Source organism: Parafrankia discariae (assembly GCF_000373365.1).
GTDB lineage: Bacteria > Actinomycetota > Actinomycetes > Frankiales > Frankiaceae > Parafrankia > Parafrankia discariae.
On sequence record NZ_KB891245.1, the window covers coordinates 1 to 17,032 of the forward strand.

At 69.0% G+C, this 17,032-nt stretch carries 15 protein-coding genes and 1 pseudogene; 5 read left to right on the top strand and 11 right to left on the bottom strand.

Going from position 1 to position 17,032, the window contains the following annotated elements; all coding sequences use genetic code 11:
* A pseudogene (locus tag B056_RS38040) lies at positions 1-152 on the bottom strand (transposase); the annotation flags it as partial.
* A 442-nt stretch (positions 153-594) separates the two neighbouring features.
* Positions 595-1,365 carry an enoyl-CoA hydratase/isomerase family protein gene (locus B056_RS0126240; RefSeq protein WP_018504825.1) on the bottom strand — a complete coding sequence of 257 codons (771 nt, stop codon included), beginning with the start codon at positions 1,363-1,365 and terminating at the stop codon, positions 595-597.
* A gap of 446 nt (positions 1,366-1,811) precedes the next feature.
* Here B056_RS0126240 and B056_RS0126245 point away from each other — a divergent pair, with 446 nt between their 5' ends.
* The gene (locus B056_RS0126245) at positions 1,812-3,128 is read left to right on the top strand and encodes an acyl-CoA dehydrogenase family protein (RefSeq protein ID WP_018504826.1); all 1,317 of its coding nucleotides are present in this window, start codon (positions 1,812-1,814) and stop codon (positions 3,126-3,128) included.
* 38 nt (positions 3,129-3,166) lie between these two features.
* On the opposite strand, the gene B056_RS0126250 is transcribed toward B056_RS0126245, so the two are convergent.
* Positions 3,167-4,213, bottom strand: coding sequence for a phosphotransferase family protein (locus tag B056_RS0126250; RefSeq protein ID WP_018504827.1), 1,047 nt, complete (start codon positions 4,211-4,213; stop codon positions 3,167-3,169).
* Positions 4,214-4,552: 339 nt separating this feature from the next.
* On the opposite strand from B056_RS0126250, the gene B056_RS0126255 reads away from it, so the two are divergent.
* Together B056_RS0126255 and B056_RS0126260 are read left to right on the top strand one after the other, a co-directional pair.
* A complete protein-coding gene (locus tag B056_RS0126255) occupies positions 4,553-5,743 on the top strand; it encodes an amidohydrolase family protein (RefSeq protein ID WP_018504828.1) in 1,191 nt (396 codons plus the stop codon).
* A 45-nt stretch (positions 5,744-5,788) separates the two neighbouring features.
* Entirely contained in the window at positions 5,789-6,196 is a 408-nt protein-coding gene (locus tag B056_RS0126260; RefSeq protein ID WP_018504829.1) for a nuclear transport factor 2 family protein, read from the top strand.
* Positions 6,197-6,384: 188 nt separating this feature from the next.
* On the opposite strand, the gene B056_RS0126265 is transcribed toward B056_RS0126260, so the two are convergent.
* From B056_RS0126265 to B056_RS0126290, 6 genes are all read right to left on the bottom strand, one after another.
* Positions 6,385-7,140, bottom strand: coding sequence for an SDR family NAD(P)-dependent oxidoreductase (locus B056_RS0126265; protein ID WP_018504830.1), 756 nt, complete (start codon positions 7,138-7,140; stop codon positions 6,385-6,387).
* Positions 7,141-7,253: 113 nt separating this feature from the next.
* Positions 7,254-8,087 (bottom strand): TauD/TfdA dioxygenase family protein, encoded by an 834-nt coding sequence (locus B056_RS0126270; RefSeq protein ID WP_018504831.1) that lies wholly within the window; start codon positions 8,085-8,087, stop codon positions 7,254-7,256.
* 14 nt (positions 8,088-8,101) lie between these two features.
* A complete protein-coding gene (locus B056_RS0126275; protein WP_018504832.1) occupies positions 8,102-8,446 on the bottom strand; it encodes a hypothetical protein in 345 nt (114 codons plus the stop codon).
* A gap of 14 nt (positions 8,447-8,460) precedes the next feature.
* The gene (locus B056_RS0126280; RefSeq protein ID WP_020572719.1) at positions 8,461-9,756 is read right to left on the bottom strand and encodes an aromatic ring-hydroxylating oxygenase subunit alpha; all 1,296 of its coding nucleotides are present in this window, start codon (positions 9,754-9,756) and stop codon (positions 8,461-8,463) included.
* Between the two features lie 37 nt (positions 9,757-9,793).
* Positions 9,794-10,984 carry a CaiB/BaiF CoA transferase family protein gene (locus tag B056_RS0126285; RefSeq protein WP_026240169.1) on the bottom strand — a complete coding sequence of 397 codons (1,191 nt, stop codon included), beginning with the start codon at positions 10,982-10,984 and terminating at the stop codon, positions 9,794-9,796.
* A gap of 44 nt (positions 10,985-11,028) precedes the next feature.
* Positions 11,029-11,886: an enoyl-CoA hydratase/isomerase family protein gene (locus tag B056_RS0126290; RefSeq protein ID WP_035752870.1), complete on the bottom strand. Its 858-nt coding sequence runs from the start codon at positions 11,884-11,886 to the stop codon at positions 11,029-11,031.
* Positions 11,887-11,998: 112 nt separating this feature from the next.
* Here B056_RS0126290 and B056_RS0126295 point away from each other — a divergent pair, with 112 nt between their 5' ends.
* Positions 11,999-12,976, top strand: a complete 978-nt coding sequence (locus B056_RS0126295; RefSeq protein WP_026240170.1) for a TIGR03621 family F420-dependent LLM class oxidoreductase — start codon at positions 11,999-12,001, stop codon at positions 12,974-12,976.
* A 67-nt stretch (positions 12,977-13,043) separates the two neighbouring features.
* Here B056_RS0126295 and B056_RS0126300 read toward each other — a convergent pair whose 3' ends face one another.
* A complete protein-coding gene (locus tag B056_RS0126300) occupies positions 13,044-13,832 on the bottom strand; it encodes an SDR family NAD(P)-dependent oxidoreductase (protein WP_154677247.1) in 789 nt (262 codons plus the stop codon).
* Between the two features lie 159 nt (positions 13,833-13,991).
* On the bottom strand, positions 13,992-14,927 hold the full coding sequence (locus B056_RS0126305) for an HpcH/HpaI aldolase/citrate lyase family protein (RefSeq protein WP_076784777.1): 936 nt from the start codon (positions 14,925-14,927) through the stop codon (positions 13,992-13,994).
* A gap of 642 nt (positions 14,928-15,569) precedes the next feature.
* Between B056_RS0126305 and B056_RS0126310 the strand changes: the two genes are divergently transcribed.
* Positions 15,570-17,021 (top strand): aldehyde dehydrogenase, encoded by a 1,452-nt coding sequence (locus B056_RS0126310; protein WP_026240172.1) that lies wholly within the window; start codon positions 15,570-15,572, stop codon positions 17,019-17,021.
* The last annotated feature ends 11 nt before the right edge of the window (positions 17,022-17,032 follow it).

Consider the following 17,032-nt stretch of genomic DNA (forward strand, 5'->3'; position numbering starts at 1 on the left):
TTGTGGGTTACGTAGAGGATCGCGTCCACGATGTCGCGCCGGTCGTGTTTCTCGGGCCGGCCGTCTTTCGGGACCGGAGGCAGCAACGGCTGGACGTAGGCCCACTCCTCATCGGACAGATCCGACGGATACCGGTGCGATCGCGCCATGTCCGGACCCTGGCGAACCCGCCCTCCCAGCCTGGCCCGCCACACCAGGAAGATCAGGAATGGGCCACATGCGGCCCACACAACCAAGATTCAGGACAGGCACTCACCCGCCAGGCCGGCACCCACATCCGCCAGAACCAACACGCCCCACGCCTGATCAACCTCTGACCAGGCAGACCGGTCCCGGCCTCCGGTAAATCTCGGACACCAACCAGGAACCGGCGTCGGCCTGCCGATGCGCCGACGCGGGTGAAACGCACCGCGTGACGGCGACCGACGGGTTGAAAAGAGAAATTCAATTCTGTGAGACCGGAGCATCGCGAAAATACGCGGAGTTCCAGGAAAAACAGAAGGACCCGGGCGTGTTGAGCGCCCGGGTCCTGGTCGACCGGTTCCGAAGAAGCCGCGGCGGCCTCGGGCACTGCTGGCCCGGACCGCCGTCCACTCAGCTCTTCTGCTTCGCGGAGAGCCGCGCGATGATGGAGGCGAAGTCATCGGTCTGGAACGACGCCTCCTCCGCGGTCGTCGCGAAGTCGAGCGAGGCGATCACGGCGCGCTCGACGTGCAGGTTGAGCAGCCGCTTGGTGGTCTCCACCGCCTGCTGCGGCAGCTCGGCGATGCGCTTCGCGCACGCCAGCGCCTCGGCCACCGGATCGGCGGCGATGTGGTTGGCCAGCCCCATCTGGATGGCCCGCTCGGCCGAGATGCGCGCGCTGGTGAACGCGTACTCCTTGGCCAGGTGCATGCTGGTGTGCAGCGGCCAGGTGAGCGGACCGCCGTCGGCGGCCACCAGGCCGACCTGGATGTGCGGGTCCGCGAGGAAGGCCTTCTCGGCCATGTAGACGATGTCGCTCAGCGCGACCAGGCTGCAACCGAGACCGACGGCCGGGCCGTTCACCGCGGCGACCACGGGAATCCGGCAGCGCACCATGCCGAGGACGATCTCGCGCCCGTGTGCGATGGACAGGGCGCGCAGGTCCTTGTCCTTGAACAGCTCGTCGAGGTAGGCGAAGTCGCCGCCCGCGGAGAACGCCCGGCCGGCTCCGGTGAGCACGGCAGCGCGCGCGGAGCGGTCCTCGTTCAGCTGCGGCCAGAGCTTCGCCAGCCCGACGTGCAGGGAGTGGTTGACCGCGTTGAGATCGTCGGGCCGGTTCAGGGTGATGATCCTCAGCGGTCCGTCCGCATGGACCTCGATCTCCTCCGGCATGTCGTACACGTCATACGTCCAATCGATGATCCGGGTAGCGATGTTGTCGGTGGCCGGCCCCGGTGCGTGACCCTCGACGATGTGCTGCCGGGCGCCGCGGCCACCGCCGCGGTGCCCCGAGATCGCATCTCCTCGTCCCCAACCTCTGCAAGCTACATTCTCGCTGGGGGTGAATCAACCAATCGCCGGGAAGAATGCCGGGCACAGTCATATCGGAGTCTTGACCCGGCGGGACGGGTGTGCTTGTCCCCGAGGTCCTCGCGGATGAAGGTTTTCGAGCGAACGCGGCGGATGAATGTTGAATCCGTGGCAATGTCGATTGCCCTTGATCGTATTCCCCCTGATCGTATGCCTAGATCGTTGCTTCGCGGAACCCGGCCGTCACGGAGTCCGGCCGTCATCGATGTCGACCCGCGCCGTGTGGGTGCGACCCTGGAACGAGAGCGAGATCGACTGTGTGGGAGTTCGAGACCGACCCGGCCTACCAGGAACAGCTCGACTGGGTGGACGCGTTCGTCCGGGACGTCGTCGAGCCCCTCGACTTCGTCCTCGACAACCCGTTCGACAAGCGGGACGAGCGGGCGCAGGCGATCGTCCGGCCGCTCAAGGAGGAGGTGAAGGCACGCGGCCTGTGGGCCTGCCACCTCGGGCCCGAGCTGGGCGGTCAGGGCTACGGCCAGGTACGGCTCGCCCTTCTCAACGAGATCCTGGGCCGCTCCCGGTGGGCGCCGTCGATCTTCGGCTGTCAGGCGCCCGACTCCGGGAACGCCGAGATCCTCGCCCACTTCGGCACTCCGGAGCAGAAGGCCAGGTACCTCGAGCCGCTGCTCGAGGGCGACATCGCCTCGTGTTACTCGATGACCGAGCCGCGCGGGGGCGCCGACCCGACGTTGTTCACCGTCCGGGCTGTGCGCGACGGTGACCACTGGGTGATCAATGGTGAGAAGTGGTTCTCGACGAACGCCCGGCACGCCAGCTTCTTCATCGTTATGGCCGTCTCGAACCCCGAGGTGGACGCGTACAAGGGCATGTCGATGTTCATCGTGCCGGCGGAGACGCCCGGAATCACGATCGTGCGCAACCCCGGCGTCGCCACCGAGCCACCCGAGCAGGGCTCGCTGGGCGGAGTCCGGCATGACCACGGCTATGTCCGGTACACCGACGTCCGGGTGCCCGCGGATCACCTGCTCGGTGGGGAGGGCGACGCGTTCGCGATCGCGCAGACCCGGTTGGGCGGCGGGCGGGTGCATCACGCGATGCGGACGGTCGCCCTGGCCCGCCACGCGTTCGACCTGCTCTGCGAGCGGGCCGTCTCCCGCCAGACCCGGACGGGTCCGCTGGGGTCGCTGCAGATGACCCAGGAGAAGGTCGCCGACAGCTGGATCGACATCGAGTGCTTCCGGCTGCTGGTGCTGCGCACCGCCTGGCTCATCGACAAGCACAAGGACTACCGGAAGGTCCGCAAGGACATCTCCGCGGTCAAGGTGATGCTGCCCCGTGTTCTACACGACGTCGCCCAGCGGGCCCTGCGCATTCACGGATCGCTCGGAGTGTCCAACGAGATGCCGTTCGTGAGCATGATGGTGACCGCGGAGGCGCTCGGCATCGCCGACGGCCCCACGGAGGTCCACAAGGTGACGCTGGCCCGTCAGGTGCTGCGGGAGTACACCCCGGTCGAGACGCTCTTCCCGTCCGGTCACCTGCCGACCCTGCGGGAACAGGCCTTCGCGGCCTTCGCCGACCGCCTCGAGCGCGAAGCCGCCGAGCTGTGACCCCTGCCCTGCCCTGCCCGGCCTAGCCGGGCGGCCGGCTAGGCCACCCGGGTGAAGGACAGGCCCTGCCGGACGCGTGCCTCGACCTCGGTCGCGAACGTCGGTAGATCCTCGGGTGAGGTGCCCATCTTCCCGTCGAGGTAGCGCCGGTACACCCCGGCCAGGATGGCGGCGGCCCGCCAGGCGGTGAACGCCATCCAGTAGTCGAGCTCCGCGATCGAGCGACCGGACCGCTGGGCGTAGCGTGCGGCGAGCTCGTCCGTCGTGGGGAAGCCCGGCAGCGCGGAGGGCAGCCGCTCCTGGCTCGCCCGCGCGTCCGGCGTCGACCAGGTGCGCAGCAGGTAGGCGACGTCGGCGAGCGGGTCGCCCAGGGTGCAGAGCTCCCAGTCCAGCAGGGCCAGGACGTCCCCGTCGGGACCGAGGAGGGCGTTGCCGAGCCGGAAGTCGCCGTGGACGAGGCGCGCCGTGGACTCGGCGGGCCGGTGGGCGACGAGCCAGTCGTGCAACGCGGCCATGCCGCCCATGTCCCCGAGCTCGCACGCCGACCACTGCGCGGACCAGCGCCTGAGCTGCCGGTCGAGGAAGCCGTCCCGCCGGGAGAGCGTGCCGAGCCCGACCGCGTCGACGTCGACGGCGTGCAGCGCGGCGAGGGTGTCGACGAGTGCGTACCCGGCCCGGCGGCGGGCCTGCGGGGTGGGGAGCAGCTGTTCGGAGTCGGTGGCGGTGCGCAGCACGAGCCCGTCCACGTAGGCCATCACGTAGAAGGGCGCGCCGGTCACCTCCGGGTCGTCGCTCACGCCGAGCACGCGCGGCACCGGGACGCCGGAGCCGGCGAGCGCGGTCAGGATCCGCGCCTCGCGGGTGACGTCGTGGGCGGTCGCGAGCAGCGCGCCGACCGGCGGCCGGCGCAGCACGTACCGCCGGTGACCAGCGTCGGTGACGAGGTAGGTGAGGCACGAATGGCCACCGGTGACCCGGTCGTAACGCAGCGGTGACACCGCCCCCGCCACCCGCGCGTCGAACCAGCGGTCGAGCGCCCCGGCCTCGATGCCCAGGGGCGCGGGTGCCGTCGGAAGGGCATCCATCAGCGACCTGCCTTCGGCTCAGCGCGTAGATCACCGTGGCGAGAGCGCCGCGGTTCCCAGCATCTGACCTTACCGTCACCTTGCTCGGAGCCGCCCGGAAAGGCGCCCCGGACACCTCGGCCGCCCCGGACAGGTGGCCGGACAGGTGGATCGGGAGGTGCGAGCCTTGTCGTCACCTCGGGCGTCTTTCTTCGGACGAGTCGGTGCCGGCCGCCGCTATGAGCCGCCCGACGACCGGATCTGACCGGCGGTATCCGCCGGCGCGATCCGCTGGCGTCGTGGACCACCGAAGTGTAGGGAGGATAAGGACATCAAGCGCAGACGACCAGGGGAGGACTCGTGGCTCACGCCGGAATCTCGGTGTTCGACGCGGACAACCATTTGTACGAGACGAAGGAGGCACTGACCAAGTACCTGCCTGCCCGCTACAAGGGCGCGGTTGACTACGTCGAACTCAACGGGCGCACGAAGATCATGGTCCGGGGTCAGGTGAGCGAGTACATCCCGAACCCCACGTTCGAGGTCGTGGCCCGGCCCGGCGCGCAGGAGGACTACTACCGGAAGGGGAACCCCGACGGGCTGTCCTATCGGGAGATCTTCGGCAAGCCGGTGAAGTGCATCGACGCCTGGCGCGAGCCCGCCGCCCGGCTGGCGAAGATGGACGAGCAGGGCCTCGACCGCACCCTGGTGTTCCCGACGCTGGCCAGCCTCATCGAGGAGCGGATGAGGGACGACCCGGACCTGATCCACGCGGTCATCCACTCCCTCAACGAATGGCTGTACGAGACCTGGCAGTTCAACTACGAGGGGCTGGACCGGATTTTCACGACTCCGGTGATCAGTCTTCCGTTCGTCGACAAGGCGATCGAGGAGCTCGACTGGGTGCTTGAGCGGGGCGCCAAGGTCGTGCTGATCCGGCCGGCGCCGGTGCCCGGGCTCCGTGGCCCCCGTTCGTTTGGTCTGCCCGAGTTCGACCCGTTCTGGGCGCGGGTGCAGGAGGCCGGCATCCTGGTCGCGCTGCACTCCTCCGACAGCGGCTACGCCCGCTACACGAGTGAGTGGATGGGCGCGAGCATCGAGATGCTCCCCTTCCAGCCGAACACCTTCCGCATGCTGCAGGCCTGGCGTCCGGTCGAGGACGCCGTATCGGCGCTGGTGTGCCACGGTGCGCTCTCCCGCTTCCCGGAGCTGAAGATCGCCATCGTCGAGAACGGGATGAGCTGGGTCGAGCCGTTGCTCAAGTCCATGAAGAACCTGTACAAGAAGATGCCGCACGACTTCCTGGAGAACCCGGTCGACGTGGTCAAGCGGAACATCTACGTGAGCCCGTTCTGGGAGGAGGACCTCGGCGAGCTGGCGCAGCTCCTCGGTGAGGACCACGTCCTGTTCGGCTCGGACTACCCGCACCCGGAGGGCCTGGCCAACCCGGTGAGCTACATCGACGAGCTGTCGCACCTGCCCGAGGAACTCGTCCGGAAAATCATGGGTGGCAACCTCGCCCGGCTCATGGGCATCGGCGTCCCCGCCTAGGAGTTCCAGGAGTCCCAGGACCGTGGTATCAGAGAGGGAGACCAGATGCTCGACGACGGGACAGTGACGGCTTTACAACGCCACTGGGAGGATGGATTCAACGGGTACGACGTCGACGTGGTGATGGGGTCCGTCGCCCAGGACGTCGTTTTCAGCTCGCCGTTCGTGCCGCGGCTGACCGGTGATCCGCGCAGGGTGACGATCGAGGGCCACGCCCCGTTCCGGGAGTACATCGCGGATTCGATGCGCCGGGTACCGGGGATCCGCTATTCGGTCGACGCCGTCTACGTCAGCACACAGACCGTCATCTTCGTGTACTCCTGCCACTTCTCTGACGGTCAGGTGCGCACCGGCGCCGACTCCATCCGGGTCGACAGCGACGGGAAGATCGTCGAGTGGCGCTGTCACTACACGTTCGAACCGAAGGCCCTGGACAGCCTCATCGAGGACTGAGCCTGCTCCCGCCGCGCGAGGCCAGCGGGGCCGCCAGCCCTGCCAGCCCGCGGCCAGCCCTGCCAGCGCGGCCGGCAGGCCGGCGCTGCGTTCACTTGTCCGCGGGCGGACGGGAGCCGGTCGGCTCCCCCCGTCCGCGACAAGTGGACGAGCAGGCGGCGGTGGTCAGCCCGCGGCCGGCGCCAGGATCAGGTGTTGCGGCCGCCGTTGACGCCGATGATCTGACCGGTGATGTACCCGGCCTCCTCGGAGATGAGGAACGAGGCGGCGGCGGCGATGTCCTCGGGCTTGCCGGGGCGCCGCACCGGGGTGCGCTCGGCGTGGTCGGCGATCGTGCCGCCGATGAAGCCCTTGGCCTCGACGTCGCGCAGCATCGGGGTGTCGACGAAGCCCGGCGGGATCGTGTTGACCGTGATGCCCTTGGGGCCGAACTCCAGGGCCAGCGACTTGGTGAAGCCGATGAGGCCGGCCTTCGTCGACACGTAGTGGACCATGTACTGCTGGCCCGAGTGCGCGCTCGACGACGAGATGTTGACGATCCGGCCCCAGTGGGCGTCGATCATGTCCGGGAGAACGGCCTGGGTCAGGTAGTACGGGCCGCTGAGGTTCACGGCGATCATCCGGTCCCAGAGCTCGTCCGTGATCTTCTGGAAGCCCAGGGTACCGGTGAGACCGGCGTTGTTCACGAGCACGAGGACCGGGCCGTACGCGGCGCGGATGCGGTCGATCGCCGCGTTCACCTGCGCCCGGTCGGAGACGTCGACACCGCCGAAGGCGGTGGCCTCGTACCCCAGCTCGCGAGCCTCCTTGGCCACCTGCTCGGCGCTTTCGGTGTTGATGTCGAGCACGGCGGTGGCGAAGCCGTCCTTGGCCAGGCGCAGGCTGATCGCCCGTCCGATGCCTGATCCTCCGCCGGTTACTACGGCCGTCTTCCGTTCGGTCACGTTGCCGAACCTCCCCTTGTGGGTAGCTGCGTCGCTGATGGTCGGTCGACGGAGTTCGCGCCCGTGAACCGCCGACCAGGCGGTTCACGGGCGCGAACTCCGTACGAACAGAATTACGCGACCGCTTCCTCACCTGCCAGCGATGTGCGGTGCATCAGCCTGGACGAGGACGGTCCGTAGGGGAGGGCCCGGTGCAGCATCCCGGTGTTGTCCCAGATCACGAGGTCGCCCTGGGTCCAGCGGTGCCGCAGGACGAACTGCGGCTGGGTCGCCCAGTCCAGCAGGCGGTCGAGCAGCGCCCGCCCCTCGTCCGCGGGCAGGCCGACGACCTCGCCCGCGGTCGAGCCCACCAGCAGCGACTTGCGGCCGTTGCGGCGGGTCCACACGATCGGCTGTTCCCGGGTCGGATTGCGATCCCAGGCCGCCCGCTCCTCGGGTGAGGGGTCGGGGTTGGCGACGAGCTGGGAGGCGGTGAAGCTGTGCAGGGCCCGCATGCCCGCCAGCTGTGCCTTCTCCTCGTCGGACAGCGCCTCGTAGGCGGCGTAGGTGTTGGCGAACTCGGTGTCGCCCTCCGGGTCGCCGGAGATCCGGCGGGCCGTGAGCAGCGTGGCCTTGTCCGGCACCTCGCCGGTGGTCCCGTCGATGTGCCAGTGGAACGTGGCCTCGCGGTACGCCGCCAGCTTGCTCTGCGACGCGTCGCGGGTGATCCGCTGGATTTCCTTGATTTCGTGGCCACCCATGGGGAGCGGCAGGACGTTGCCGAGCAGCCGGGCGAAGGCGACCAGGCCCTCGTCGTCGATGTCAGCCTCGCTGAAGACGACGACCCCGGTCTCCTCCAGAGCGGCCAGGGCGTCCTCGGCGACGCCCTTGTCGACGAGCTGCGTGCCCTTCAGCCCGCTGAACTCTGTGCCGGTGTTCGGAGTGATCTTCCTGATGGTGGTACCCATGGCAGGTCGCCTTCTCAGAGGGCCGGTTCGACGGCGGTGTCGAAGAAAGCCGCGCCGGAGTCCGGGATCCGGGGCTGCTTGAAGATGTTCACCGGGTACGAAACCATGATCATCGAGTAGAGCAGGCGCAGCAGCCGGGTGTCCTCGCCGGACAGGGCGTTCACGTCGCGGGTGTCGAGGTAGGCGATGGCCTCCTCGGCGAGCGGCGCGATCGCGTCGTAGAAGTCCTGCAGCTCGTCGATGGTCTTGGTCAGCCGCTTCTCGTAGCGCTCGACCCGAGTCGCCAGGTCCCAGTCGGCGACCCACGGCTCGAGGGCGCGGAACCGCTCGGGCAGGGATGTGTCCACGGTGGTGGTCATGTCGACGGGTTCCTCTACTTCTCGCTGCCGGCCTGGTGCGCCGCGACGGCGTCCCGGACGACCTTGTGGAACTGACGGATCATCAGCTCCATGTCGGACAGGTGGAACGTCTGCAGCGCCCGGTTGTTGAGCTGCGACCAGGTCGCCTCCACCGTGTTCGTGTCCTGCATCGCGAACTCGATGGTGCTGTCGACGACGAGCTCCTGGGCCAGCCGCTCGGAGGCGGTCTTCGGCTCGGGGAAGTAGATGTCGACCTCGTAGGCGTGGGTGCCGACGGTCTCCGGGATGTACTGGTACGTGATGTAGTACCCGCGGCCCCAGAGCTGGACCGACAGGTTCGGGAACAGCCAGTACTGGTCGTTGCTCCAGGACTGGACGTTGCCGGGGTTGCGGTTCGGGGTGAGGTGGCCGAGGTCCTCGCGGACGTCGTCCGGGCCGAACAGGCCGGCGCGGAACAGCCGGTAGGCCCAGTTCATGTCCCGCTTGGCCGGGCCGACCGAGCCCTCCTTCTTCTTCAGGAGCGGCGGGCCGGGCACCGAGGTCAGCATGTGCGGGGTGAACAGGTCGTAGTGGTAGGAGTCCATCGGCGGGACGAGCTTCTCTGCCTCGGCGACGTTGGTGTTGAGGAACCGCCCGTGGACGTACGCCGGGTGGTACCACTCCAGCAGCGCGTCGATGCCGATCTTCCAGTTGCCCTTGACCTTGGTCCGGAACGACCAGTGGTTGGTGAACTTCTCGAACGGCCAGCTCTCCAGCTCGGTGGCCAGCTTCTCACCGAGGAACTGGCGCAGCGGCGGGGCGTCCTGGCTGAAGTTCACGAAGATGAACCCGGCGAAGACCTCGCAGCGCAGCTGCGGCATGGCGAGCTCGTCGTCGGGCAGCGACTCGAAGAACTCGTTGCGCTTGGTGACGTAGGTGCACTTGCCGTCGAGGCCGTAGCGCCAGCCGTGGTACTTGCAGGCGAACTGCCGGGCGCTGCCCTGGGTCTCGTTGGTCGGGTGCTCCTGCCAGACGACCTTGTTCCCGCGGTGCGCGCAGATGTTGTGCAGCGCGTACACCTCACCGTCGGTGTGCCGGGTGATCACGATCGATCCCAGGCCGACGAACTCGCGGGTGAAGAACGTCCCGTTGCGGGGCAGCTGCTCCATCCGGCCGACCTTCAGCCAGGTCCGCTTGAAAATCGCCTCACGCTCGGCCTGGAAGAACTCCTCGGAGATCGAGTCCTCGTAGTCGACCGGACCGGTGTCGAGGTTCGGGTACCCCGGTGTGTACTTGCCTCTGCCGGTCGCAAGCTTTTCCTGGATGGCCATCGGCTTCAACCCCTCTCGCAGGATGATTAACTCGGTGTCAGATCACTCCATCGGCGCGCAGGCGCGCGATCTCCTCCGGAGTGCGTCTCAGTAGTTCGGTGAGTACGTCGTCGGTGTGGGCGCCGAGCTCCGGTCCCAACCAGCGAATCTCACCCGGGGTGTCGGACAGCGCCGGGATCACTCCGGGCACTGCCAACGGGCCGATCCGGGACTCCTCGACGGTGATCGTCTCGCGGTGCTTGTACTGAGGATCGTCGAAGATGTCGGCGATGGAGTAGAGCTGGCCGGCCGGCACCTGGGCCTCACGGCACCGGGCGAGCGCCTCGTCGCACGGCAGGGAGCCCACCCACCCGCCGACCAGTTCGTTGACCAGGTCGCGGGCGGCCAGCCGCTTCGCCTTCGGCCCCAGCTCGTCCTCGTTCGCCAGTTCGGGACGTTCCATGGCCCGGGCCAGCCGGGCGAACATGTCGTCGTTGGAGCAGGCGATCGCGATCCAGCGGTCGTCCTTGGTCCGGTAGTGACTGTGCGGGAGCACGTTGACGGTGTCGGCGCCCATCCGCTCGCGGACGTACCCGAACTGCTGGTAGGCGGGGGCGATCTCGTCGAGCGCCCGGAAGATCGTCTCGTACAGGGCCAGATCGACGACCTGGCCCTTCCCGGTGCTCTCCCGGGCGCGCAGGGCCATCAGGACGCCGATGACCCCGTACAGCCCCGTCATGTAGTCGGCCAGCGAGGTGGAGCCCGGGGTGACCGGCGTGCCGCCCGGCTCGCCGGCCAGGTAGGCCAGCCCCGAGAACGCGTGGGCGATCCGCGCGAAGCCGGGCAGGCTCCGGTTGGGCCCCGACTGCCCGTAGGCGGAGACCCGCAGCAGGATCGCGCGCGGGTTCAGCTCCTCGATCACCTCGGGGCCGAGGCCCCAGCGTTCGAGGACACCGGGCCGGAAGTTCTCGATCACGATGTCGGCGGTGGCGATGAGCTCCCGGAGGATCTCGAGGCCACGGGGATCGCCGAGGTTGAGCGTCACCGATCGTTTGTTGCGGCTTTCGCTGAGCCAGACCAGGGTGTCGCCGCAGTCCGTGTCGGTGCCGAAGCGGCGAAGGTTGTCGCCGGTGCCGGGCCGCTCGACCTTGATGATGTCGGCCCCGAACTCGCCGAGCACCGTGGCGCAGAACGGCCCCGCGAGGTAGGTGCCCAGGTCGAGGACCCGGACGCCCTGGAGTGCGTGCATGCTGTCAGCCTCCGTGGTCGGCGATTCGACGTCCAGGTCGATTCTTAGTCCGACCAGGGCTGTGCGTCCCACGGTCTGTCCAACGGCTCCATCCCGCCACCGAACGGGAAGAACTCCCGCTGGGCGTAGGTCTCCCGACCGAGGCCGTGACCGAGCTCGTTCAGGAAGGCGCGCTTGAGGTCCTGGGTGAACAGCTCGCGGGTGTAGCGCAGCACGAGTGGGGGCTTGCGCACCAGCTCCCGCGCGAGCTCCCAGGCCCGGTCGAGGAGCTGCTCCTTCGGGTGCACCTCGGCGACGGCGCCCCAGGCGAGCGCCTCCTGGGCGCCGAGCTTCTTCCCGGTGAGCAGCAGGTAACGGGCGCGGTTGTGGCCGACGAGGAACGGCCAGATGACGTGCTGCCCGTCGCCGGGGACCTGGCCGCGGGGGAAGTGCGACACGTCCTGGAAGTAGGCGTCCTCGGAGGCCAGCACGATGTCGCCCATCAGCGGGACCTCGGAGTGGATGTTGCACGGGCCGTTGACCGCGCTGATCATGGGGACGCCGACGTCGAGGACGTTGTTGATCAGGTTGCGGTTGTACCAGGCCTTCTCGTCGAGCTTGCGCAGCCCGCGGTCGCCCGGCATCAGCCGGTACTCCGGCTTCTCCGGGGGCTCGCCGCTCGGGAGGTTGCCCCAGTTGGCGTTGTAGTTCGCGCCGGTGCCGGTGTGGATCAGGATCTTGATCTCGCGGTCGCCCGCGACGTCGGCGAACGCGTCGGCCATGTCGTCGTGGGACTTCCAGTCCCACACCAGGCTGCCGCCGTTGGTGTGGCACTGCATGAGCAGGATGCCGTCCTCGTCTAACTCGAACCGGTAGTTGGCGTACCGGGCCTCGTACTCCTTGAACCTCGTCCGCTTGACCATCCCCATGTCCCTTCGGCGCGGCGCGGGAGAACGGCGATCTTCCCTTGCGGAAGTGACGTTACCACATATCCAAGGTCGTCCTATAGTCGGACGCGCATGTTATTCTCCGTCGATGTCAACCTTGCGGCCGTTCCGCTTCGCTGTCCAGGCCACGAAGGCCAAGTCCGGGGCGGAGTGGCGTGACCTCGCCCGCCGCGCCGAGGATCTTGGGTACTCGACGCTCTTCCTGGCCGATCACTACCTGGGGCACGGGCCGGCGCAGAAGGAAGCGAAGTGGCCACCGCAGTACCTGGCGCCCATCGCGGCGATGGCCACGGCCGCGGCGGTCACCGAGACGCTGCGGGTCGGCTGCCGGGTCTTCTGCATCGACTACCACGTGCCGGCCGTGCTGGCGAAGGAGACGGCGACGATCGACCTGCTCTCCGACGGCCGCCTCGAACTGGGGATCGGCGCGGGTTGGAGCGAGCCCGAGTACCGGGCGTTGGGCGTCCCGTTCGAGACGCCGGGCCAGCGGATCAGGAAACTGACCGAGGTGATCGCGCTGCTGCGGGCGCACTGGTCCGGGCAGGACCTCGATCAGCACGGGGAGTTCGTCAACGTCACCGGTTACGCCGGGCTGCCGCGTCCGGTGCAGCAGCCGCACCCGCCGATCATGATCGGCGGCGGCCGCCGCCGGGTGCTCTCCCTCGCCGGGCGGGAGGCCGACATCGTGAGCATCTCCACCGTGCCGTTCGCGGCGGTGAACGATGACGGCCTGACGCCCGCCGAGGAGGCGGCGCGCCGGTTGGGCTACGTCCGTGACGCGGCCGGTGAGCGCTTCGCCGGCATCGACATCGAGACCTCGCCGTTCTTCACCCGGATCACCAAGGACGCCGAGGAGGCCGACGCGGCCGTCGCCCGGGTCGCGGTGGCGATGCGGGTGGACCCGGTGAGCCTGCCGGACCATCCGAACATGCTGGTGGGCTCCCCGGACGAGGTCGTCGAGCGCCTCCAGGAACGCCGCGAGGCGTTCGGGATGAACTACATCACCGTCCAGCAGACGGAGCTCGAGAGCTTCGCTCCCGTCGCCGCGCGCCTCAGCGGGAGCTAGGCGATGGCCGCGGGCCGGCGGACGGGTCGCCGTGGACCGGGCGACCCGTCACCGGCGCCGCGGCGCCTCAGCGGGCCACGTACCCGCCGTCCACCGGGATGGCGGTTCCGGTGACGAACGACGACTCGTCGCTGGCGAGGAACAGCGCGGCCGCCGCCAGCTCCTGCGGGCGGCCCCACCGCCGCATCGGCTGGGGCAGGTTGGCGACGGGGGGCTCGGAGTCGTCGGCCGCGTTCGCCAGGCCCGTCCACGTCATGCCCGGGCAGATGGCGTTGACCCGGACCCCGGACTCGGCGAAGTCCAGCGCGGCGGACTTGGTCATCTGCACGACCCCGCCCTTGGCCGCCGAATATATGGCCTGGTCCTTCCAGCCGACGAGACCGGCGGCCGAGGCGGTGTTGATGACCGACCCGCCGCCGCCGCGCAGCATGGCGGCGATTCCGAACTTCATTCCGAGGAAGACGCCTTTGAGGTTGACCGCGATCAGTTTGTCGAAGGTCTCCTCGTCGAACTCGGTGATCGGTTTGCGTGGGCCACCGCCACCGGCATTGTTGAACAGCACGTCGAGCCGCCCGAACTCCTGCACGGCGGTGTCGATCATATTCTGCACGTCGGCCGAGGAGGTGACGTCGACGTGTACCGGAACGGAGCCGTCACCGATAGTCGCCGCGGTTTCCTTCTCCCGGCCACTGAAGTCGGCGCAGACGACGCGTGCGCCCTCGCGCGCGAACAGCAGGGCGGCTGACCGGCCTATGCCGGAGCCCGCGCCCGTGATAACCGCGACCTTCCCCTCGAGGCGTCGCGCCGGAGTGGAATCCCTTAATTGCTCGCCCATGGCCGTCAGTCTACACATCATGTCATGGAGGTAAAGATGTCCCGCGAATAGTTCGAGTGACGTGGGCCTGGCATGCCGGTGATGTCCGACAAACCGCGCGAGGTTTCTCCGGTAAACCCCGCGCGGTTTTTCGGCATGCGCGTTTCCGGGGTGGGCGGGCGGCCTCGCCCACCCCGCGGCTCATCGGCCGGCGAGGGCCGCCTTGTGCAGGACGTTGGCGGCCAGGCGCATGTGGGCGGCGTCGACGAGCCGCCCGTCGCGGCCGATCGCGCCGACCCCGTCCGCCTCGGACTCGCGGTAGATCTTCACCGCCTCGTGCGCCTCGGCCACCTCCTGCTCGGTCGGCGCGAACACCTCGTTGGCGATGGGCACCTGCGCCGGGTGGATGGCCCACTTCCCGTCGAAGCCGAGCAGGCTCGCGTGGGTGGCCGACCGGCGGTACCCGTCGACGTCCTGGTAGGCGGGGTACGGGGCGTCGATCGCGTCGATGCCCGCCCCGCGCGCCGCCGAGAGCACCTGGACCCGCGCGAAGTGCCAGAAGTCGCCGGGGTACTCCCCGACGGGGTCGAAGTTGCCGTCCACCCGGGCGCGCAGCGACGCCGAGAGGTCACCGGCGCCGAAGATGATCGCCTCCAGCCGGCTGCTGGACCGGGCGATCTCGGCGGCGTTGGACAGACCCTCGGCCTCCTCGATCAGCACCTCCAGCCCGATCCGCCGGGTCAGCCCGAGCTTCGTCTCGAGCTGGGTCAGCAGGACGTCGACCCACCAGACGTCGCGCGCCGAGCGGGCCTTGGGAACGATGAGCACGTCGAGCGACGCGCCCGCCCCGGTGACGATCTCGATGATGTCGTCGTGGCACCAGGGCGTGTCCAGACCGTTCACCCGGACGGCGCGGACAGTGTGCCCCCAGTCCAGGTTGGTGAGCGCGCCGACGGCGATACCGCGGGCGGCCTCCTTGGCCGACGGCGCGCAGGCGTCCTCCAGGTCGAGAAAGACGAGGTCCGCTCCCGAACCGGCGGCCTTCTGGCACATCTTCTCGCTGCTGGCCGGGGTGGCCAGTTCCGAGCGACGGGCGCGCGGCCTGGTGACGTTGGATTCTTCCGCTCTACCGGACACAACTGCCTCCCATGTCTGCTGAATTCGCTGTCGGGTCGTGCGCCGCACACGGCGTTCCTGGACGCGCGGTGCCTGGGCACCGTGTGCCCGGGAATCGGCGCCGATCGTTCCGGGTGTCTTTTTCGATTATCCTGGCGAAGGGCTTGGTGACGCGGGGTGAATCGGGGTGAAAGAGCCGGGCGGCAGGCGTTCGCGGTGCCGGCTCCGGCCCGGGGAATTCGCGGCCGGTCGGCGTTCTCCCGGCGCTACGCTGGGTTGGATCTTCGTGACGGATCCGGGTCGGACCGGGGCTGGTGATCAGTCATGCCCGGGTCGCCGCGGAGGCATGACCGAAATACGCTTCGAGTGGATCACATTCCCGTCCTCGAGGCGGGACGGATCCGGTTGTTCGATATAGACGCCAACGTTAGTGTTGTCGTATGACGACCGCAACTGTCGACGGCCGCGGGGCCGGGGCGCCAGCCCGGGCTCGCGGGTCGCGCACGGTCGTCCCGCCGCCGGCCGGGAATCCCGGACCGCCGGCCCGGGGTTCGTCACCATGCCTGGATCTGTCAGACCACGACTGATCGTCACGTCAGCTGATCGCTACGTCATCGCGTCACGTCATCACGACGTCATCGCGCGCCGTGTCCGGAGGGACTCATGCAGGAGCAAGATCGTCTTTTTGTCGGCGGCGAATGGGTCGCGCCCAGCGGCACGCGCACGATCGAGGTGGTCTCGCCGCACAGCGAGCAGGTCATCGCCCGCATCGCCGCGCCCGGCACCGAGGATGTGGACCGGGCGGTGGCCGCCGCCCGCGCCGCGTTCGACGAGGGGCCGTGGCCACGTCTCGCCCCGGCCGAGCGGGTCGCGGTCATCCGGCAGCTGGGCGCGCTGCTCAAGCCTCGACGCAAGGAGCTCTCCGAGCTGATCAGCGCCGAGATGGGGGCGCCGATCTCGTTCGCGAAGCTGTCGCACGTGACGCTGCCGCTGCTGATGATGGGCGCGTTCGCCGACATCGCGGAGAACCTGCCATGGGAAGAGCCGCGCAAGGGCTTCTACGGGCAGGACGTTCTGCTGCGCAAGGAGCCGATCGGGGTCGTCGCTGCCATCGTCCCGTGGAACATGCCGCTGTTCCTGACCATCGGGAAGCTGGTGCCGGCCCTGCTCGCCGGGTGCTCGGTCGTCCTCAAGCCGTCGCCGGAGACGCCCCTCGACGCCTACGTGCTGGCCGAGAGCCTCGCCGAGGCCGGGCTGCCGCCGGGCGTCGTCAGTGTGCTGCCCGGTGACCGGGAGATCGGCGAGTACCTCGTGGCGCACCCGGGGGTGGACAAGGTGTCCTTCACCGGCTCCACCGCGGCCGGCCGCCTGGTGGCAGCGTCCTGCGGGTCGAACCTCAAGCGGGTCAGCCTCGAGCTCGGCGGCAAGTCCGCCGCGGTGGTGCTCGACGACGCCGACCCCGCCGCCGTGGCCGAGGGTGTGGAGATCGCCGGCCTGATGAACAGCGGGCAGGCCTGCGTCGCCCAGACCAGGATCCTCGTCCCCCGCGCGCGCTACGGCGAGTTCGTCGACGCCCTCGCCGCGATGGTCGAGTCGCTGCCCGTCGGTGACCCGTCCGACCCGGCGACGAAGGTCGGCCCGCTGGTCGCCCGCCGCCAGCAGGAGCGGGTGCGCGGGTACATCGAGGAGGGCCAGAAGGAGGGCGCCCGCCTGGTCGTCGGCGGCAGCGACCTGCCGGCCGGGATCGACCAGGGCTGGTACGTCCGCCCGACCGTCTTCGCCGACGTCGAGAGCGGCATGCGCATCGCGCAGGAGGAGATCTTCGGCCCGGTGCTGACCGTGCTGCCCTACACCGACGACGCCGACGCGGTCCGCATCGCGGACGACACCGAGTACGGCCTGTCCGGCTCGGTGTGGACGTCGGACGTCGAGCGGGGCCTCGCGGTCGCCCGCCGGGTCCGCAGCGGGACCTTCGGTGTCAACCAGGCGTACAGCATGGACCCGAACGCGCCGTTCGGTGGGGTCAAGGCCAGCGGGATCGGTCGCGAGCTGGGCCGCGAGGGCATCGAGGGCTACCTCGACGTCAAGTCGATCTCGGTGGCGCCGGCCTCGTAGCCGGTGGCGTC

Bases quoted from the DNA above. Each gene is read 5' to 3' on its own strand.
- B056_RS0126250 (WP_018504827.1), bottom strand. From the start codon at position 4,213: ATGGATGCCCTTCCGACGGCACCCGCGCCCCTGGGCATCGAGGCCGGG.
- B056_RS0126260 (WP_018504829.1), top strand. From the start codon at position 5,789: ATGCTCGACGACGGGACAGTGACGGCTTTACAACGCCACTGGGAGGAT.
- B056_RS0126270 (WP_018504831.1), bottom strand. From the start codon at position 8,087: ATGGGTACCACCATCAGGAAGATCACTCCGAACACCGGCACAGAGTTC.
- B056_RS0126275 (WP_018504832.1), bottom strand. From the start codon at position 8,446: ATGACCACCACCGTGGACACATCCCTGCCCGAGCGGTTCCGCGCCCTC.
- B056_RS0126280 (WP_020572719.1), bottom strand. From the start codon at position 9,756: ATGGCCATCCAGGAAAAGCTTGCGACCGGCAGAGGCAAGTACACACCG.
- B056_RS0126285 (WP_026240169.1), bottom strand. From the start codon at position 10,984: ATGCACGCACTCCAGGGCGTCCGGGTCCTCGACCTGGGCACCTACCTC.
- B056_RS0126290 (WP_035752870.1), bottom strand. From the start codon at position 11,886: ATGGTCAAGCGGACGAGGTTCAAGGAGTACGAGGCCCGGTACGCCAAC.
- B056_RS0126295 (WP_026240170.1), top strand. From the start codon at position 11,999: ATGTCAACCTTGCGGCCGTTCCGCTTCGCTGTCCAGGCCACGAAGGCC.
- B056_RS0126300 (WP_154677247.1), bottom strand. From the start codon at position 13,832: ATGATGTGTAGACTGACGGCCATGGGCGAGCAATTAAGGGATTCCACT.
- B056_RS0126310 (WP_026240172.1), top strand. From the start codon at position 15,570: ATGCAGGAGCAAGATCGTCTTTTTGTCGGCGGCGAATGGGTCGCGCCC.